Origin of the sequence: Arthrobacter sp. HMWF013 (assembly GCF_003061105.1) — a bacterium.
In the GTDB taxonomy this organism is placed as follows: domain Bacteria; phylum Actinomycetota; class Actinomycetes; order Actinomycetales; family Micrococcaceae; genus Arthrobacter.
Genome location: NZ_QAIQ01000094.1, coordinates 19406 through 38434, shown reverse-complemented (window position 1 = coordinate 38434; position 19029 = coordinate 19406). Strand labels below are relative to the sequence as shown.

General features: G+C 56.5%; 15 protein-coding genes. 7 read left to right on the top strand and 8 right to left on the bottom strand.

Annotation, left to right across the window (positions count from 1 at the left end; all coding sequences use genetic code 11):
* Both DBR22_RS04490 and DBR22_RS04485 read right to left on the bottom strand, forming a co-directional pair.
* Positions 1–759, bottom strand: a 759-nt coding sequence (locus DBR22_RS04490) for a restriction endonuclease (protein ID WP_146187384.1), incomplete at its 3' end; no start/stop codon positions are given.
* A gap of 411 nt (positions 760–1170) precedes the next feature.
* Positions 1171–2550 (bottom strand): recombinase family protein, encoded by a 1380-nt coding sequence (locus tag DBR22_RS04485; protein WP_108597975.1) that lies wholly within the window; start codon positions 2548–2550, stop codon positions 1171–1173.
* A 274-nt stretch (positions 2551–2824) separates the two neighbouring features.
* Between DBR22_RS04485 and DBR22_RS04480 the strand changes: the two genes are divergently transcribed.
* Positions 2825–3148 (top strand): hypothetical protein, encoded by a 324-nt coding sequence (locus DBR22_RS04480; protein WP_108597974.1) that lies wholly within the window; start codon positions 2825–2827, stop codon positions 3146–3148.
* 208 nt (positions 3149–3356) lie between these two features.
* Here DBR22_RS04480 and DBR22_RS04475 read toward each other — a convergent pair whose 3' ends face one another.
* From DBR22_RS04475 to DBR22_RS04460, 3 genes are all read right to left on the bottom strand, one after another.
* Entirely contained in the window at positions 3357–4190 is an 834-nt protein-coding gene (locus tag DBR22_RS04475; protein WP_146187383.1) for a hypothetical protein, read from the bottom strand.
* Between the two features lie 1329 nt (positions 4191–5519).
* Complete coding sequence (locus DBR22_RS04465; protein ID WP_108597971.1) at positions 5520–6347, bottom strand: hypothetical protein; 828 nt, start codon at positions 6345–6347, stop codon at positions 5520–5522.
* Positions 6340–6687 carry a hypothetical protein gene (locus DBR22_RS04460; RefSeq protein WP_108597970.1) on the bottom strand — a complete coding sequence of 116 codons (348 nt, stop codon included), beginning with the start codon at positions 6685–6687 and terminating at the stop codon, positions 6340–6342. Before DBR22_RS04460 ends, DBR22_RS04465 begins: the two co-directional genes overlap by 8 nt.
* Before the next feature lie 308 nt (positions 6688–6995).
* On the opposite strand from DBR22_RS04460, the gene DBR22_RS04455 reads away from it, so the two are divergent.
* From DBR22_RS04455 to DBR22_RS04440, 4 genes are all read left to right on the top strand, one after another.
* On the top strand, positions 6996–9809 hold the full coding sequence (locus tag DBR22_RS04455) for an ATP-binding protein (protein WP_146187382.1): 2814 nt from the start codon (positions 6996–6998) through the stop codon (positions 9807–9809).
* 650 nt (positions 9810–10459) lie between these two features.
* Positions 10460–10804 (top strand): hypothetical protein, encoded by a 345-nt coding sequence (locus tag DBR22_RS04450; RefSeq protein WP_108597968.1) that lies wholly within the window; start codon positions 10460–10462, stop codon positions 10802–10804.
* Positions 10805–11181: 377 nt separating this feature from the next.
* The gene (locus DBR22_RS04445) at positions 11182–12579 is read left to right on the top strand and encodes a hypothetical protein (protein ID WP_146187381.1); all 1398 of its coding nucleotides are present in this window, start codon (positions 11182–11184) and stop codon (positions 12577–12579) included.
* 247 nt (positions 12580–12826) lie between these two features.
* Positions 12827–13384 carry a hypothetical protein gene (locus DBR22_RS04440; protein ID WP_146187380.1) on the top strand — a complete coding sequence of 186 codons (558 nt, stop codon included), beginning with the start codon at positions 12827–12829 and terminating at the stop codon, positions 13382–13384.
* A gap of 429 nt (positions 13385–13813) precedes the next feature.
* On the opposite strand, the gene DBR22_RS04435 is transcribed toward DBR22_RS04440, so the two are convergent.
* The gene (locus DBR22_RS04435; protein WP_108597965.1) at positions 13814–14149 is read right to left on the bottom strand and encodes a hypothetical protein; all 336 of its coding nucleotides are present in this window, start codon (positions 14147–14149) and stop codon (positions 13814–13816) included.
* On the bottom strand, positions 14146–14424 hold the full coding sequence (locus DBR22_RS04430) for a hypothetical protein (RefSeq protein ID WP_108597964.1): 279 nt from the start codon (positions 14422–14424) through the stop codon (positions 14146–14148). The genes DBR22_RS04435 and DBR22_RS04430 overlap by 4 nt, the downstream gene beginning before the upstream one ends.
* A gap of 348 nt (positions 14425–14772) precedes the next feature.
* Here DBR22_RS04430 and DBR22_RS04425 point away from each other — a divergent pair, with 348 nt between their 5' ends.
* Positions 14773–15312 (top strand): ArsR/SmtB family transcription factor, encoded by a 540-nt coding sequence (locus DBR22_RS04425; RefSeq protein ID WP_146187379.1) that lies wholly within the window; start codon positions 14773–14775, stop codon positions 15310–15312.
* 182 nt (positions 15313–15494) lie between these two features.
* Here DBR22_RS04425 and DBR22_RS23695 read toward each other — a convergent pair whose 3' ends face one another.
* Positions 15495–15827, bottom strand: a complete 333-nt coding sequence (locus DBR22_RS23695; RefSeq protein WP_181365024.1) for a hypothetical protein — start codon at positions 15825–15827, stop codon at positions 15495–15497.
* Between the two features lie 900 nt (positions 15828–16727).
* Between DBR22_RS23695 and DBR22_RS04410 the strand changes: the two genes are divergently transcribed.
* Entirely contained in the window at positions 16728–18173 is a 1446-nt protein-coding gene (locus DBR22_RS04410; protein WP_146187377.1) for a type IV secretory system conjugative DNA transfer family protein, read from the top strand.
* Positions 18174–19029: the final 856 nt, after the last annotated feature.

Sequence of the window (19029 nt, the reverse complement as noted above, 5' to 3'; positions counted from 1 at the left end):
TTCCAGTTCCCCGTGGAGCTTTATGAGGGCGGCGAAACCCGCCTCGACGGCGTCCTTGGAGTAGCGTTCACTGCCGCCGCGCGACCCTTGAACTTGTTCAGCCCGGGCGGTTCCAATCACTCTGACGGCCTCGTCATAGCCCCTCACAGCACCATAGCCACCCGGCTCCGCGAAAAAGGTTGCATACTCCCCCAGGATGAACGCCAGGGTCGGGTTGTCGGTTTCCAGGCCTGCCGTTCCCTCCAGTTTCCGGGCGAGAGCAGCGACTTGGCCCCGGACAGTCTCCACCCTCCGTAAGGCCGGAGCGGCCTTGGCCCTGAGTTCGTTCAGCCGCACGTCCTGAATGCTTACGACATCGGCCTTTTTCCGATTGGCGATCATTTGACGCGCAGGCTCATTGACCGCCCGTACTTCGCCATAGATGTCGTACTGAAAGAGACAGACGCCGGCACGTCCGGCAAAGTCCCCCGCCTGCCGGGTGTAACCGGATAAGGCGAAGAACATAACCGAGTCGCGGCCGTGTCCGGCTCCCAATGCTGCCTGGACCAGTGGGGCACCAACTGGCGCGTTGACATGCTTGACTTGGGCAACCGCGCCGTCGGCAACTACGTCTATGCCCCCGTCGTTACCTGCCCCTGTGATCCTGGCACCATTCAGACCGAGGTCCTCCCGCATGTACCAGGCGGCGAGTTCCTCGGCATCGCGCCAGTCGGCCAAAAGGATTTCACGATGGTGACGGGATGAGCGGAACTGAGACATGGGCAAAGCTTACCCAGCCGCGCAGGATTGTTCCGGCGGATATTCAACGGTCCTGCCCATCGTGCTCACCCAGGGGTGCGGAAGATCGAATCCATAACTTGCGGTGATCACGCCCTGTGCTCATCGCACGCAGCTACCTCGGCCGTCACTCAACGCGTTGAGCCTCCGCTGAAATTGACGACTACCTGGCTCAAGCCGCAGGCTCTTCTTTGGAAATGTCAACCGGGCCTCTCCCTGCTGTCGCTCGATCTATTGCGCCGAGCGTTCTCGCGTGAAGCGCTGGGTCCAACGAGACTGTGCCTGACAGCCCCTGAGCCATCCTGGATCTGAGGATCCATGCGGCGATGCTTTCTTGGTGTGTGTTCATACTGGTCTCTATGCAAGAGCCAGCACGACGGCGGTCGTGAAAAGCTAGACCCTCCACTCAGGGGCGAGCCGGCTAGTATCAAATGTCTTCAGACCAGTCACCTGACGTCGCGGCAAGACCACTACTTTCACAAAGACGTCGTCCAGTACCGCGCGCTGGGCACTTGTCGGCATGTCACTCCAGGCAGCTCTCAGCATCGCACCGGTCGTCAGCTCTCTAGGGCGGACGATCGGAACCGGGTACTGAGCTTTGTGTCTCTCCACGGCTGCTCTGGCAGCTAACCACTCATTGCGGGAGATGGCGCCGGTACCGTAATCCGCGGCAAGCTCTTCCAGTCGCGCATCCAGAGCGCCAATCTTTTCCAGCCACTCCCCTGTCTTGTCCTCCTCGTCGATGACGCGTGCGTCCTGAAAATGGAAGGCAGCTTCTGCCAGCCATGCCTCCGTTTCGGCTGCCACGATAGTTGTCCCGCCGCAGGCCGCTGCACCTGCATTGCGGGGGCAGCGGTAGGACGGCTTCTTGGACTTTCCGTTGATGGACTTGACCATCCCAGTGCCGCATTTGTGGCAAACCAGGAGACCGGTGAGCAGGTGCTTGCGGGGGCCGCCCCTTTTCTTGCCCTGGGAGCGTCCAGGCGCCAGCTTGGCTCTCAGCATGGCTGATGTCTCCTCGGAGACGATGGCTTCCCACTGCCCTTTGGCGGAGATCTTTCCGTGGTGGGCTCGGAGCCCTGCAATACGGGGCGCCTTCAAAATGTTCTGTATCGTCGCTGCACGCCAGTTGGCTCCGCGGGCGGTAGGAATCCCGCGTGCCGTCAGGTCCCGGGCTATGTCGTTAAAGCCCTCGCCATGGAGCACTCGTGCGGCCATTTCTCTGATGATGGTGGCCTCATGTTCGATGATCTGCCCGTCGGCCGTAAACCCGTAGCATTTCTGGCCAAACCACGCCCCAGACTCTGCCAGTTCCAGGTGCTTCCGTAAAATACGAGTCTTCGTTTTCGCAACTTCGCCTGCAGCGAATGCTGTCACGACTCTGGCCATCGTTTTACCGTCAGGAGTACTCAGATCGATTGTTCCATTAGTGACTGAATGGATGTTGATGCCGGTCCGCGCCGCCAAATCAATCCAGTCCTCAAGCTCCCTCGAATTGCGGTGCAAACGGTCTGCTGCGTAAACCACGACGACGTCAACAGCCTGTGCCTCCATCAGGGCCTTGAGTCGCTCATATGCGGGGCGACGCTTCCCCCCCGAAGCAGATATGTCGTTGTCTTCGAACTCCTCCACGATGGTCCATCCGAACTTAGCCACGAGTGCGCGGCAGTCGGTGAGCTGCCGGGTGACACCCAGGCCCTCTAATGTCAGGTCCTTCGAAATACGCGTGTAGATGGCTGCGCGGGCGTTTTCGCGCTCTCGATGATTGTCCATGCTGGTCTTCTATGCACAAACAATCGTGGCGGCTGCTCGAGTGCGTGTTCGGGTCCTGGTACCGCCAAATACCAACCACGTGTGGCTGCGGACATGAGGTCTGCTCTGGCGGCAGCCAGCAAGTTTCCCTGTCAGGTTGTTCTCGCATCAGCCGTCTCAGCTGCTTACCCGGCATCGGTTACAGCGATTCCGCACTTGTTAGTTCACTACTGTGACCATCAGTTCAATTTGAGGAGGAACCTATGACCGACGACGCCCAAACTCACAAGCTCTGGTGCGCTGGCGCTCTGACCACAAGAGCGAATATGAGGACTCATGCTTTACTCAGGTTGTCCTATATGACAACGGCGACGAGGAAGAGACCAAGCCGGCCGAAGGATCACTTGCCGCCCAGTTCCAGGCATTGGGTGGTTCGAAGGACATCGCGTGGGTTCAATTTATCGCAAGCCAAGACGTGGAAGAAGACGAGCGACCTTTGACGGACCTTCAATTCGTCAAGGCCAGAGATTACGAAGCTCTGTGCAATCTTCATTTGGACATCGACGGATTGAGAGAGCTTCATTCGAACCTCGGTGATGTGCTGAAACGGATTTCCTAACTCACCTTGGCCCCGAAGATGCGATGCATTGAGTATCTCGAGACCTGTTGTCGCGCCCTGCAAGCCTCAACCGAGCAGCTGCCAGCACCGCAGCCTTCCATACCGTCGCACCCCCAAACCCCTCTTCCATTCGTGAGGACATCCCGGCCGTCGTCTGCAAACTGAAATGGCGCCCCCAGTCCAGCAGCGGCCTTTTGCGGGGAGCGAATCAGTGCTTGGGCTTAGCGCCCTTGTCCTTAACGATCACGAGGACGGCAAGGACCATGGTGGCCAACGCAAACAGCAACGTAATGGCCCAGCCGCCCGGCAGTCCGTTGCCCGAGACCATTGAACCAAGGCATGCAATCACGGCCAGTCCGCTGAAGGATATGACCAGCCAAGGGGTTGCCCCTCCGCGCTTCCGCTGCTTGATCATGATGATGACTCCCGTGACGAGGCAGCCTATGGACCCGACAATGATGAAGAAGTTCATCCATCCGTTGAACGGAGTGCTATCGCCGCCGTGCCTGACGAAAAGGAGCATGCCTGCAAACGGTATTCCGACGACGGAAAGGACCAGGGCCACCACGCCGGTGGAAATCCGCAGCGGGGAGGCTGGCCCTTTTGGCTGCCAGTTCGCCGGCGGATGATGCTGGCCGGCGAGGTACGGATATGCCTGCTGGACCGGCGCCTCGCGCAGTGGCCTTTGAGACGCCCATCCCGGACCCTGCCCGTATGGCGGCGTGGTCGGCACGGAAGATGCCGGCGTTTGCGAGTACGGCGACGGTGAGTAGGGAGACCTCATCGGGGTTGCCGGGCGCTTTTGCTTGGCGAGTTCCATGCCGAGGAGGATGCCGATGGGAATGGCCAGGGGCAAAGCGCACATGAACAGCGCCAGGTTGAACACTTCAAGCATCGCGCCGATCAATGCCAGCATGATAGCGCCCGCCGCTGTACTCAACAGGCTCACGGGGGCCCACTGCGTCTGTGCGCCCCGCTTGAGCAGTAGCAGGATTCCGGCGGTGAGGTTGCCCAAAGCCATCAGGAATAGCAGAAAGGCCATGAAGGCTAAGTGGCTGGCCTCGAGCATTACCAAGGCCGGGAGAATAAACAAAACGCCCAAGATGATTCCGATGATCCCTGCTGCGGTCCTGTGAGCCGACGCCTTCACCTTGTGCTCACCGGAAAAACCAGCTGGTGCGGACCGCTGACCTGGCTGAGGTCCGGAAGCATAATGTGATGCGGACGCCTGCTGGGGTTCCTGGTACGGCTGCTGGCCGATTGCAGTCGGGTCAGGCAGGTGGGACTGATGGCCTTGCGCCTGGTTAAAGCTGGCACCGGGAACCGGGTAGTTCTGCGGCTGCTGTGCCGGCGGCGCCGGCGGGATGTTCTCGGTCAAGGATCCCCCAAATAGTGTGATGACTAATCCGAAGCCAGAGTACATGTGCAGCGCCGCGTCATACCCTTACGCACAAGCATGTGCAGGGCGGTGGCGCGCAAAGCTGGAGCATGGCGAAGCCCCGCACCGGTACGGTAAGGGCTTCGATGGAGGCATATTTCAAGCAATACGAGGTCTCATGAAGTTCAAGAGGGGAGGTTGTCCGCAAGTGGTTCAGCTAGATGGCGGCGCGCATTCGCGTCCACTATATTCGGTTCCATAGCGACGTCTTCGGCCACCGGCAAGCGACGGGCGTCGTTTAGCGCCAGGACGTGCGAACGGCCCAGCTTGGGTGAGCTGCCCCGGGGCTCTGCCGCCCATATATGTGGTCCAGTCGTCTACGGCCCAGAGAGCGACATTTAACTGGCTCGGACCTGACTACGCCCTGAGCCTGAACCAGTGGCTATTTGCCGTAGACAAGGCAAGCTCCGGTGAGTCCGCCCGTTACCCCCTTTCCCCCCTCATAGCGGCCGCTCAACGTAGTGCAGCGGAGGGTGACTACAGGCGTGCGGTCTTTGACGCCGCCAGCGCGGCGGAGACCGCACTCAAGGAGGCGTTGGAGAGGGCACTTAAGCCCGAGAGCATCTCCTCAGATTCTTACGGGTGGGCTATGAAAGGGAAGGCGTTCGGCCCCCTCGTTGACCTCTGTCAGAGGATAGGCCTCCCATTGCCGGACGACACTACGGGAGGGCTGATCCGGACGCGCAACAGGGTGACGCACCACAGCGATACTCCTGACGATGCAGAGCCGGTCGATGCCGTAGCCGTGGCCGTGGCCGGCGAGATTGTTAGAAGCAATTACCAAATCGACCCGCTACTGCGTGCTGCTATGGACCAGGGCGCGCAAAACGGCCGACAGGTAGCCATTCCTACCTAAAGGACAGGAACTGAACTGCCCAATTCTGCCCCCCCCCGCACTGCCAGTGCGGGGGCAGCAGATAGAACACTCAACTACTACGGTTCCGATTGCATTAGCTCGGGTTCTATGCGATCCAGCAACAGACGGGCGGAGTTCTCAGCGTGGCCCCCCATTATGGCCAACGCCTGTCGGCCGAAGCCGTCCCAATCGATCCCCATTCGCACAGTTTTTTCGTCGATTCGGCGACCCTCTCGTTCCATGCCCTCGAGCGCAGGAACCTGTTGGATCAGGATGACCAACTCAATGAAGTGGTGCTGCATCTGCCGAATCGCCAACTCCAGCATGCCGAAATCCACCGATTTGCCGGGTCCCCAGGGATCAACCGAGATGTCCATCGACGAATGCGCTGCCCACTTGTTCCGCATGTGACGAACGTACTTGAGCTCCGGAGTCTTGTTCTGGATACCGACGTCTTGAATTTCGTTCACGAGGTCGATAGCGGCATCGCGCTCTGGAGACGGAGGACTGTCTTTGAGTTGCGTGCGAACCACATCCAAGGCTCTGTACAGCGAATTAGAACCGGCGCCGGTCTGATCGAACAGCGATGCCGTGTCTACAACCGCTTTTTGAAGCACACTGACAACCAGATGATCTAAGCCGGCACCGACCGGGTTGTGTCCAACTCGGTCGCTGGCGTCTCTGAGGCGGGGCGCCGCTACCTTGGCAAACGAAACGGAATATGCGGCGTGGCCCAACTGCGCAATGGCATTTTCGATGCGTACTCCAGGGGGCAGAGCGTCGAGCTTAGCTTTGAGCTGCTCATCGTCTAAAGGTTCGACTCCGCCTGGAGTCGTAAGCGTTGTCGCGGCCTCGGGTGCCTCATGAGTCTCGGTCACGTCGTGGGTGGCGGGTCCGTCAGACATTTCGCCAGCCCTTCAACTTGTTGAGGATGCTTCGGGCGTCTTTGATCTCTTGGGTGTGATGGCCAGTCTGACCGTCGTCATCGTGGTACTCGTATTCTTCGCGGATACCGATGTCGTCAGTGAAGGTTTCGGTGCGACTCTCCCGGCGAGTGTACTTGCCGTCCGAACTCCACCCGTCGTAAGTTCTGCTTCTGGTGTCGGTCTTCCCCTTGTACGTGGAGTCGTAGTTGTCGATAAAGTCGCTCAAGACATTCGCTTCCTCGTCCGTGAGACGAGTTTTGGATATATCCAGGTGCTCTCCTATGGAGTCACGAAGCCTTTTCTTCTCGTTTCGATCCATGTTCCTGCCCCATCCCCACTGACGCCACTACGCCTGAAAGTTATCGAATCCATCTGTCAAGACACGGCAGCGGTCCCGCCAATGCCGATCGCAGAATCTACCACGCGCTTTCTCCTTCGAGCAGCGGCGCCGCGCCGTCGGGAGATCCCACCCAACAACAGTGCACGCTTTATCGGACATGCGCCATCGTGAGCGCAATTTGCATGTGCCAGTTGCAGGATAACCACGAAAGAACCCATTCATCACGCATGTCCTCAAGCGGCGGGGCGACGACCTTCTAAGACGCATCCCCAGTAGAGAATAGGAGCATGGGTCTATACGGACGAGACGAAGATCGCCGCCGAGTGCACAGTGCCGAGAAGGGCTTCATTGTTGTTGTCGGCGACTCCGGCGTCGGCAAGTCAAGCCTGCTCGGCGAAGTCGCTCGTGATAGTCGCGTTGGATGGATAACCGCTCCCGTAACCAATCTGCGCTCGGCTCCCGGACAACTGCACAATTCCCTCATCGATCAACTGGCTGCAATTCTGGACGTTTACTTAGCCGATCGCTCTGCCGTGGACGCGACCCTTGAGTCGCTGGGTGGCGCAGCTAGACGGCTCGGCGCTGTCGGAGGGAAGGAACTAGCTCGCGTTGTCGGAACGGAGATCCTCAACCTACTGAAGTCAAGATTGGGTCCGGAATTTGGGGAATCCATCGGCAACATGATCAAGGACATTCTTCAGACCGGCGATGAGTCCCTGCGTCAGCGCCTTGCCAGTTCATCTGAGTTGGGCACGGTGGAAATTGTTCTCAAGTTCGCCGAGGAAATCGTGAAACTTACTGACTGCAACTTGCGTATCGTTCTTGACCGCGCGGAGAGGCTGTCGCCGGGTGACAAAGCGATTCTGCTCGACATGGCTGAGATGCTTCCAGAGCGCGTGCAAGTTATTGTCGGCTTGAGTACTGCGGCGGCTGAGAACCAGACATTTCCAGCGCAGCTAGCTGGCAATGGCGCAGAGATAGTTGAAGTCCTCCCACTTAGCCTCGAAAGCATTCGTGCATGGTTACTTGATGCCAACGTCGATGCCCCGTCATCGGAGGTATTCCTTCGAGTGACAAGCGGATATCCACTTTTCATGGTGGAAGCCATAAGCGGGGCACAAGCTGGTCTCCGGATCGAAAATATTCAAACGGCTGTCGCGTTTCAAGAGTTGATGAGGACCTCTTGGAATCAACTGAGCGTCCACGCGAAAACTGCTGCTCGGAAGCTAGCGGCTTTCAACGAATGCCCGCCGGATGATTTCATAGTGCAAATGCTCCAAGTTGACCAAAATGCGTGGTCGGCGGTCCGGGATGAGCTTCTTAACCGCCGAATCTTTATCTTCGATAACGAAAATGTGGCTTGGTTCCACGACCGGCGACGGGACCTGTTGTGGCGAACCATTATGAATAGTTCGGACCGGGATGAGGCCGCATCGACAGCCACGGCTTCCCTTGATTCGCGGCTAGAAACGCTGAACTACATACCCCTCTGGGCAGCCGCCTGCCTACCCGAGTTATCCCAAGCTGATCCCGTCCGCTCGAAGTACGTGCAGATTGCCAAGCTAAACGCGGCGTCTAGAGACAGCATGGCTGTGCTATTTGCATTGCTCGAACTGATGGAGCCTAACCGCGACAATAGCGGCAAATTTGTGCAAACGCCTTTGCTGCTTAGTTACGCTGCGGACGTCATAGGAGTGCGGGGCGACAGCGTCGATGCGCTGCAAGAACTCGAAGAGGCGGGCTTTGCCTTCACCAAAAGCAACGAATCCATCTCTATAACGACAGCTTTGATCCCCGACAAGCTCACCTATGCCGCAATTCTCGGAAGGATGACCAGCGAATTCGGTCGATGGACTATTCCTAGCATAGCGAGCAACCTCTTCCAGCAGCATTTTCAACCGCTCGTGTCACCGTTTGTCGCAGCGACCTATGGTATCGGTTCGCTTTCTCTCACGGAACTAGCAAAAGCCGCTCATCAAGCAGTGGAGGAAACGCGTGGGGATTCTCCTGTCCATGCCGAAGCCGCGCTAGCAGTATCTGCCCGCCTTGGTAGCCGTCCCTTTTTCGCTGGAATCGCCTTCCAGACTGCCAGTGACCGTGATGACGCAGTGGAGCGGCTTACGACGTCTGAGGTTCGGATAATGGAGGAACCACTTACAATCTCCTCTCTGCATCGGCTGCCGACACCTAGGGTCCGCTCGCACCGGATAGAGAATGTCTTCCACCTTTTAGGCTTGCTCGATTCCGAGGAACAGGCTCCGCTGGTTGGCGCGCATTTCCATCTGGCTTCAGCGCAGCGTCGCGTGGACGCTCTGGAAGCCGTCAGGAAGATACTCACAGAGACGGAACTGGCAGCCTCCGACCTTCTCGAAGCCCGATCGGTACTTGTGGAATTAAGCCACGCCCCTTCGTCGATAATGGAGGTTCGACTATCGGGCAATGTAGCCCGCGCTGACCTAATTGATGTGCCGGAATATACCTTCAACCCGTTTGAAGATCCATTATTCGGGTTTAAACTCGCACGAGACGGAATCGTCCTTCCGGGCGAAAGCATTCGTGGTTGGTCGCTGAACTCCTACTCAGAAAAATCTAGCAGGACGCACAAGCCGTTCACTGAGGTCGTGGAAGAAGTCACCAAAGCTCTGGAAGAGTTCAATAAGTTCCAAAAAGTGCAGCGAATACCCTTGGACGAATCCTATCTGGAGTCCGAGATAACAGCGCACCAGCACCAGTGCTTAGCAGACGCACGGACCATGCTGGCTGCTGGTATTGGCGAGGAAGAAACGCTACTGGATGCAGCAGCCGTTGCGCACCACGTTGTAATTTACCCGTCTCGTGAACTGTGGGGAGATAGCCACGGCGCCACTTGCCTTCGGGTTAGAAGCGCCACGCCTGCGGTGACGGTAACCATAACCGACGAACCCCTGACCCGAGAAGACACTCTCGACTTCTTTGGAATCAGCGCCGAGAATGAGTCGGACAGAGCAATTTTGAACAGGTCCCAATATGCATTTGCTTCTGATTTAATCGCCGAACTCTTGGGGTACGGCAGCCATGACATACGGCTCGTGCATCCATCCGATGCCGAGGGGAATAACTAGCCGAGCGCCCTAGCTCAAGTCTTCGAGTCCTTCATGGCTTCTGTGCCGCGAATACCGGATTGAGGACTTATTGTGGACAAGCATTTTTTCGAAGACCCGTTACTCGTATTGGCTTTTTGACCGCCTGTATCCCAGTACCCCTCATGGCGGGAACACGGGTAAACTCCAGCACGTGCGGGCTGCGTCCCGTCTCTGTCAGAGCGAAGACACGGTCCAGCATGGATGCTCTGCGGCAACAGCGGCAAAAAATGACAGATCGGCACCGCTGTTCCCTCGCATGAGCGAGAGGCAGGAGATCGACGCCGTCGGAGCTTCGATTGCGGTACCACTAGGGCCGAGGCAACCCGACACGAAAAGATGCAACATTCGCCGCATCTTCCAAGTCCGGACAAGCCAGGCAACTCCTGAGACCTGCGCCTGTACACCTCAGCCGGGAAGCCATCGGGGTCATCCAAGCCACTTGCGAGCATCACAGAGGAAAGTTCCATCAAGGACTGAGGTCCTCACCGGTCTGCGTCGGAACCTTTCCAACAGCGAAATCTTTCTTGGACCTTCGTGAGCCGCAGGCTCTTCGCGACCGACCTGACGGTGGTCAAGACCAAGCTACAAACCCAGCGGCTAAAGCCGCAAGCAAGGTCAACAAGGAAACGATGAGCACCGAAAGCGCTCCGTGGACCACCCGCGAGATCTTCATTTCGGTCGTCACCATGGGCACTAGTTACGTGTACCAATTGCAAGATACCCCGGAAGCCAAAAGTCACCCTCCATTCGACGGAAAAGTCATAACCAAGGAATCCCTCAATGGACTTGGAGAAATGGCAATGGCTTTTACAGATGCAGAAATATTGGATTACCTCACGAAGTCTCGTGAGAAGCAGGGTCTGCCGCCAACGCTGACCGAAGAAGAGAGTGGTTGGATTACCGCCGGTTATTCGTCTGGTGCGTTTGAGCTTGTGGAAGATATCGATCAACAAACCGATCCGGTGGCGGCTTAGCGAGACACTGCCAATTATGACAACACTGTTTATTACACTCGGCACGAAACTTTTTGACGCCGGTCTATGGTCATCATCTATTTCAACCCAAAGAAAGAAACGGGCGTCCGCCTACCAATTGTTGATCCAACCAAAATGATTCATATGGCTCACTGAATGATCCCATTCTGCATACTGTTCCAGACCGCTTCTGGATCGTTCAGGCAGTTGCCAAATGATGAGGATCGGTTAGAACAATCGGGGCGCTTCGCTTCGTACTTGTGGGCGATCTTCTCGGCCCGCAGCAACACAACGTAGGTGATAAGAGTGGACTCCAAACTTCGTCTTTGAATTCTTCCGCTAACCTCGAAGCACCAATCCCTTGAAAGGTTCCAGTAATGAAGGTTCCCTCTCCTCTTTCCGTCATAACAGTGAATTTCCGCAACAAGGTTCGTCTTGCCGTGAATGAGCTGGCTCATCAAGAGCTTGAACTAAATGCAGCGATTATCGATATCACCTCTTCGATTCGTGAAGTACGCAAGCAGGCATTCGCTAAATTGAATGCTGCTCGCAAAGGTGATCGTTCCGGTAAGCAGTCAACCGTATTCACTACTGCCAGCAAGAACAGGTTCGAGACGGCGGTCTTCTCACTGGATACTTCCCACTGGACTATGGGCAACCCGCCACGCATGGCTGTCCTGAAGACCCCCGGCTCCGGTAAGAGCAAGGACATGGTTCCTGAGAACTGGGGCAACCGGGGCTTCTGGATTGACACGGCACCTTCGTACAAAGCGTTTATGGCGTCCTTTGATAAGTTGCAGACCCGGTACAGGATTGCCTTCGGAGAGGAGTTGGACGCACCCTATGGTCTCCAGTTTCAGGACTGGGGCAACCCCCACATCCACTTATGGCTCTGCGTCCCAATGAACGCTGATGGTACGGAACGTTTGGCTGCTTCTCCGACTGGCAAGGGTGCCCGGAATGCGAAGTACAACGGGCTGCGTCTATGGGAGTGGCTTGAGCTGAACTGGTCGGAAATCCTTGGCATCCGTTCGGACATTACGAGTCCGGCTGAACACGGTGTTGCAACGTGGCTTGCTCGCGCTGACGAGGTTGATCCTGCTGACAGCATGGATGACTACCTCGGTCGGGCCGTCGGCTACATTCGGTTGGACAACGACCTTACGCAGTCTCACAAGCGTAAGCAGCAGATTGTTCCGGGTGCATGGAGGAACCCTGAGAAGCCGCAGCAAGTGAACTTCTGGGGCATTGCTGGTTTCACTGGCAAGCGCCGCGCTGCTGATGCTGCGCAGCGGTTCGAGATTCACACGAAAGCTGCTCTGGACGCTGTGATCCACTACCTCGCCAAGGTCTCCGGGCAGCAGGTCACCTCCAAGGAGATAAATGGTGTCGAGATTGATACCTCCTTCTGGAACACCACCCGTAACCGCATCCGTGGGGGCATGTTGGACGGCTCCCGCAGCGAGGAAGAGGTTCTGGAACTGCGCCGCATCATCAACTACTTCAACAAGGTTGCTGACCCAGTTGTGGAACTGTTCGTCGAAACTGCCGCTCCGGAGGTCGCTTCTATTCCAGATGAGACTGACGCAGTTCGCCCCTTGAGCGAACTGCTGGACCTCGTTGGAATCACTGCTCAGGTGGAGACTGTCAGTGTCCCAGAGAAGGACTCTCTTGCAGTGAGTGGCCTCTCATCCGCTGAACAGCGAAAGGCGGCTCGTACGGCGCAGCGGGCGCGGTGGAAAGCGACTCTCGTGGACTCCGACGATCACTACTAATCACTGCACTAGCAAACAAATCCTTCAAACTAAGTTGGGAAGGGTAACGACACGAGCACAACGTACTCAGTGGCATTACTCGGAGATTGCGCGTATGGCAGCCGATAAAGCTGTCCATGACTCTCAGGTAATGCCGTAAATGACACTCAGGCAGATGAACTACTGGCGGAGGCGCTGGGCGACGCTGAATGGCTGCTGGAGATCAATGATGAGGACAGCGTTTGCTAAGCCCAGCACGGAGCGCATTATGGTCATCGAGTCCCTTGAGGTTCGACCGTTGATGAATGGCGCGCTCTGGTACGTTCGCTTCATGACAGAGATTTTGTGGGGTAGGTCCGTCGGTCAGACGTTCCACCGAACTCGTGCCGAGATTCTTGAGCTAGGGGTGCGGCTCGAACTGTTAATCGGTGGCGCCATTGCTGCTGGCTACGGTCAGAGCGCCTCGACGGCGCAGGAGCTACAGCACGAGATGCTTGGCAGGCTGTCCATTGAGCAACGGATTAGTTTGCTGAAACGCATACTGGACCGCAAAGAGCTAACAGATAATTACCCCTTTGTCGTTCCTGTACTGAGCCGCCTGTTCGAGTTGAGGAATGCCGTAGCGCACTCGCTCTCTGACGGTTACGACTCAAGGACGCGGGATATCCGCTTGATCAGTTTCCGTAAGGGTGTTGAGAAGACGACGACCTACAACGCCTTGTACTTGCACTGGCTGATAATGGAACAGTGTCCGGCGGTGGAGCGTGAGTTAGCCGAACTGTACTTCTCAATCGCACCGCCAGACGCTTCGTGGCACGAGAACTGACCCAATCTGTTCTTTCTCAATATCCCGCTAACCTAACCGGCATAACCACTGATGGCTTGGTACCCGGCAGTGGGATAGGGATCACCCGAACTCTCGCCAGTGGAACCGAAAGGGCTGGATTTGACGGCTATGCATGCTCTGAAGGCCCTTATGGCTGCTACGGGAAGCTCCGAGAAGCTGCGGGAAGGGCGCGCAATGCGAAATGGCGGCTGTACGGGTCACGTGGGGGGTAAATGCTTCGCCTCCCCCCTGCTCTACATTCGATACCCCCTAGGGGTATTCCATATTGCTGTTGATTCTCAGTTATCACCCTTATGAAGTTGCGAAAAGCACCGGCCCAGAAATCATCTGCTGCCGGGCCTTTTCACTTAACACTGATTGACCGAACGGGCGGGCTGCTGCGCGCGGCAACGGGGCGGAGCCGTGGCTTTAGAGTACGCCGTTGAGCAGAATCTTGGGTATTCCCGCAGTTCGTTCACGCTCCAGCAATCTATAGCGATCAACTAACGCGTCATGGTGGCGCTTACATTCTTCTTCGCTGTTAGTGCCGTACTCCAGCCACCCCGTCACCTTATCGCCGCGAACGTGGGTAAGGAATAAAGGGTCCGTTTCGTCGTGGGCCAGTGGTTGCAGCCGAGATTTGATCGTCACCACTCCGTCGTCGTACGGCACGATGTCGTAGCCGACCTCCACCTTGCCCGAGCGCACTAATTCCTTCGACTCTTCGACAGACGATTCGTTGCCTTGTAAGTCACGAATCATCATAGCGTTCCTTCTCTAAGCGCCGGGTGAATGTGGTCGTTGATGGCAACTAACCACCTTCGGATTTCCATTACGACTTGTTGATGTCCAATGCTCGCTGAAGTGTTACTCGTGTAAGCAACGTAGGTAGTCTGCGGATCGATTCCCTCCACGCCAATTACAAATGTTTTGAGCACGGCGTGCAGTCCAACGAGTTCGTGATCTTCGACCTTCTCCATTGTGATGACAGTGACGCGCTCATTGATGAGCGTTTTTTCGAGAACGCGTTCTGCTGCCATGCGTCTCACCTTAGCGAAGTGACAACCATATTAACAGCCCCATTACAGCAGTAATTTGGGTTCGCTGCGTTCTGCTGGTGCAAACAATTCTGTGTTGCACGCAAACAGGCTGATGTTGATGTCCGTGATTACCACGTTCGTACTGAAAGCATTGCTGTGGATGTAAACCGCAAGCGCAATTTTCTTGCCCGAGAGCCTCGTAAAATCAACCCCGCTATCTTATGTGTGTCGCCTCACATGCTTGCCTTCATACCGGAGACCAGTCGAGAACGAGCAAACGAATTCACACGCGGCTGCTCAGACATTGAAGAAGTTAGGGCGAATTGCATGTGCAGTGAAACATCACTCTTGATTACCAGCATTATTGCTGGACTCGTATTGTCCCTCGGCGTGTTGATCAGGTTCTGGGTGCGTGAGCCGGTCCTCGTTCTGGAACACTGCTGCGTGTCCTCCGAACGTACTGAGTACGGTCTCCCTGTGGACAGTGACTACACGCCGCAGGAGTTGACTGCTCTTCATGCACTGGGAGCAGCCCTGCGGCACAGAAAAGTCACTGCTGCGGAGACAGTGGAAGACATCGCGGCTAACTTGCAGGAAGCGATGAGTAATCCGGAGGTGATGGAACCTTACTGGAAGAAGTACGCTCTCAACGTCAAGGTTCGCCGCGACATTCTCGACTTCATCCTGAACGCTGATGGTCCTGTACGCCGCATCGACATTCCGCTTGTGATGTCCAGCAGCGTATTTGGCCGTCACATGGGTCGCCTCATCGACGGTCGTCTGGTGCTCACTGATGGCGCGGGCAAGGGCAAGACGTACTTCATCAACCCGCAGCATGCCGCTCGCATCAGCGAACTGTTGGAGGAAGCAGCAGAGGCCGTGGCGTGATGAGCGCGAGCAATGTTTGCGTCGTGGGTCCGGAGGTGAATAGAGATGCGGTGACGCACTTGGACGCATCCAATGACTAGCAAATGTCTCCATGCAATACGTCCGACTACATATCATCCATGAGTAAAACCGCCCAGCAGGCCCTATAGGGGTCACAGAGCGGCTCTCGCACATTCAAGTTATTACAAGCGCTTAGAACGCCATTTCTGGAAAGCGAAAAAAGCACCAACAAAGACACCACCAAGGCCAGCAAGAAAGACGATGGGCAATGCATTGAATCCCTCTACGCTGTTGACCGAGCTTGCTTCGATCACATTGTTTGCACTCGGTGATGGCGACGGCGAAGGACTCACACTGGAGCTACTAGTCGGAGCCCTACTGATTGCTTCCTCGCTGATGGCCTGAGCATCCGCTGCTGGTTCCACTTCAACCGGGGTCAACGTCAGTGATGACTCACCCTCAACGGCCACGGGGTTATTGATCACTGGGGCAGGAGCCTGAAGAAGAGCGACCACTTCTGGAGCATAAGCCGCCGGAGCAGGAACTACCGGCGCTGGACCCGGAGCTTGGTAAACGGGTGCAGCAGGCACAGGAGCCAAGTAGACCGGGGCTGGGGCCTGATACACAGGCGCAGGAGCTACTGGGATTGGTTGAGGCATCGTACCCCCCGTCAGAGGGCAGTCCCCCATGTTGACCGTGCAAAACGGATTGGACGAAACGGGCGGCGCTGATGGAGCTGGCGGAGCAACAAAGCTGGTCTGACCATCGCCCCCTGACGAACCAACCCCCGGCGCTTCTGCCGCATAAGCCGTTCCGGCTATCGCCATCAGAATGAGCATCCCACTCAGTATCAGCGTGCCTCGCAGTGCAGAATCTTTCATTTGCTGTCCCCTATTAATCAAACTGCTCAATTGTGGACAGCTTAACCAACAATGTTGTCAATTAATAGTGATAGATGAACCGAACGGATTTGAGCCATGACAAGCCCACGCCAACTCCTCGATTCAGACGCGGGGACTATGGAGGATGGAGGAGGCTGCCTCTCCCCCGACGGGTTGGTACAACTTGTGGACCTGAATACACTGCGGACGCTCAAACTCCGCGCACCCTCTCAAGATGGGTACAGCTTTTCAGCGGCCTCGCAGAATCGCTTCGACAAGGTGGCTTCCTTGTTCTCCCACCAGCGGGAAAGCTTAGAATAATGGCCACTTGCGGCGGCGGGCTTACATCCACCCACCCTTTGGGCTGGTGAAAATCCCCGTTTCGGCTGGCTCTCTTCCCTGTTCCCTGATGGGCCCCGCTACACCTAGGAGGACTCTGGACGTCGTGCCGATCTTTGAAACAGCTACCTCGCCACATAGACTCAGCGGGACGCTGGAGAAAATGATTGGGGCACATTGGACTATTGGCGAGCAGTGTTCAAGACCACGGCAGCATTGGGTCGAGCCACAGGTCGGGCGTCACAAGCGGCGACCGAGGCGCTCGATAACCATTTATCGAACCGTGCGGCGTACCGAGGATTTTTGGCTCCGGGCGATCGCTCCCCCGAACCCGGCTCAGCCACAGGTTTTCATGACTACCGAGGGCTTCTCAACGTCCGTCGAATTCCCAAGGAGTACGAGACTGCTCCTTTCCGGCTCGGCAGGTTCATGGATGTTCGACGAGGTTCTCTAGGGAGTTTCGGTTTTCCGAGCAGCGTGATCGACGGCCACGTACTCCTTGCAGGAAAACAGGGGTCGGGCAAAACCAGCAGCATCATTGCTCCGTGGATTGCCGCCGGAGTTGCAGCGGGTTACTCGGTCATCACAGTGGATGTAAAAGGCGACTTGATGGATCAAGTTCGTGCCAACGGATTGCCAACCGGGGCAAGAATATCCGAAATTGATTACCGAAAACCCGAGACATCGGCTCGCTGGAATTGGCTCGCCGAGCTGGACTCTGACCGGGCAATCGACAATGCTTGTGCCTCCATAATAGGCAGAACCGCCCCGCCCGGAACGGACAAACACTTTTTCGATCAGGACAATCGCTGCCTGCGAGGCCTTTTGGAATCCCTGAGGGAATCGCGGCTGAAAACGCCGACTTCCACTTCTACGCTGATGAGAACGCTTGCTGATCAGGAAAGCGTTCGACGCATTGTTGCCAGAGACCCTCGGTCCCCAGCAGCCACTCGACTCAGGGACTTAGCAGATTTGTATCCGGAGGACTACAGCAAAAGAGTCAGCGGCGTTCTTGCCAAACTCGATGCCATATCCTCACCCAGCATTGAGGCGGTTTCGCGCCGCCCCACCTTCAAGACCTCCGACGTACTGAGCAGCCCTCAAGTCGTCTCCGTCGTTGCGCCAATGCACGATGGACCGATGTCCGTCACATTTTCAAGCCTTTTCATCAAACAGGTGCTCCACAAGGCATTCGATCGATTTAGTATAGAGAGCTGTCCTGTCTTGTTAGTCCTCGATGAAGCCGCTCGGCTCTCCGACCGGATCGACTATGACGAGCTGCTAAGCGTGGCACGTGGAGCATCGGTCGCAGTGGTGCTGGCTGTTCAGGACCTCGCGCATTTCAAAAACGACAATGAACGCTCGTCGATTGTTTCAAACGCTGGGACGCTCATTGTCATGGAGAATTCGTCACCATTGACGGCGCGTCATATGTCCGACCGACTTGGCCATCATTCCGTCCCGTCGGTAACACGAACCCGTTCGGCGGGAAGAAGTCCTGCGACTTCCTCCGCCACTTATGCTTCCGTCCCCGTATTGGGGCAAAGAGAAATAATGTCTCCCCCGATCGATGGTCGAATCGCAGTGATTCACTCATGGGCCGTCAGCGATCAGCCTTTCCTCGTCGATCTACAGCGCTGATACTTGTCTTACCGCTGCCTAGTTTCGCGGGACCGGCGCCGACTCTCAGCGGTCAGGTCACGATCCAAGGATTTACGGCGTTCGCGCGCCTCCCGCTCTTGCGTGGAGCGATACTGCTGCGCCATGGAATCGTTTACATAGTCCCGCAAGGGGCTCTTGGCAACCGATGCCGGTTCCGCAGGTCGGACTTCTGAAGCCTCAGGCCGGGAGCGTCCTGAGTGCGCCGGGGTTGAAGCTGCTGACGAATCGTGTGTACCGTCCATTTTTGTTTCCGTTCCTAGTCATTCTGCTCATGCCAGACACCAAGCCAGCGTGTGCCCAATGCTATCCATGTGCCCCAACTTCGACTAGTGCCAAAAGTGTTCCCGGAAGTATCGGTATTCATATTCTTTGCGCGCATACGATGAGTCCGAGATCGGGGAGTTCGTATCTGAGATTTTCCGCCGAACAAATGACATTTGTATCTTCCATGGGAGGACTCACGCTCAAGAGCCTCAAGCTGACGGGATACTCCGCATCGAGCGGGCTTCCACAATTATTGACGAGGCCAAACTGCGCACGAACGCCGTCGTTTGCTTCTTTGGCCTGTACACACTGTCCAGCTCGAAGAACTACCTCAAAGCAGTAAAAAGCATCTTTATGGAAGGCGTACAGACGTCCAAAAGTGGAACACGCCTCATCTGTTGGTTTTACCTCACTTACGTTCAAGACTCTCGTCAAGCTTTCGCCACCATCGCACGGCACAGGCTCGGCCTCAAATCCGGACCGAATAAGGTGAATGGGATTTGTATTCAGGCATTCACCGACAGATGCGCCAGCAATCGAGTAAGTGGGCTCCGAGGCTGAAGAGGAGGCA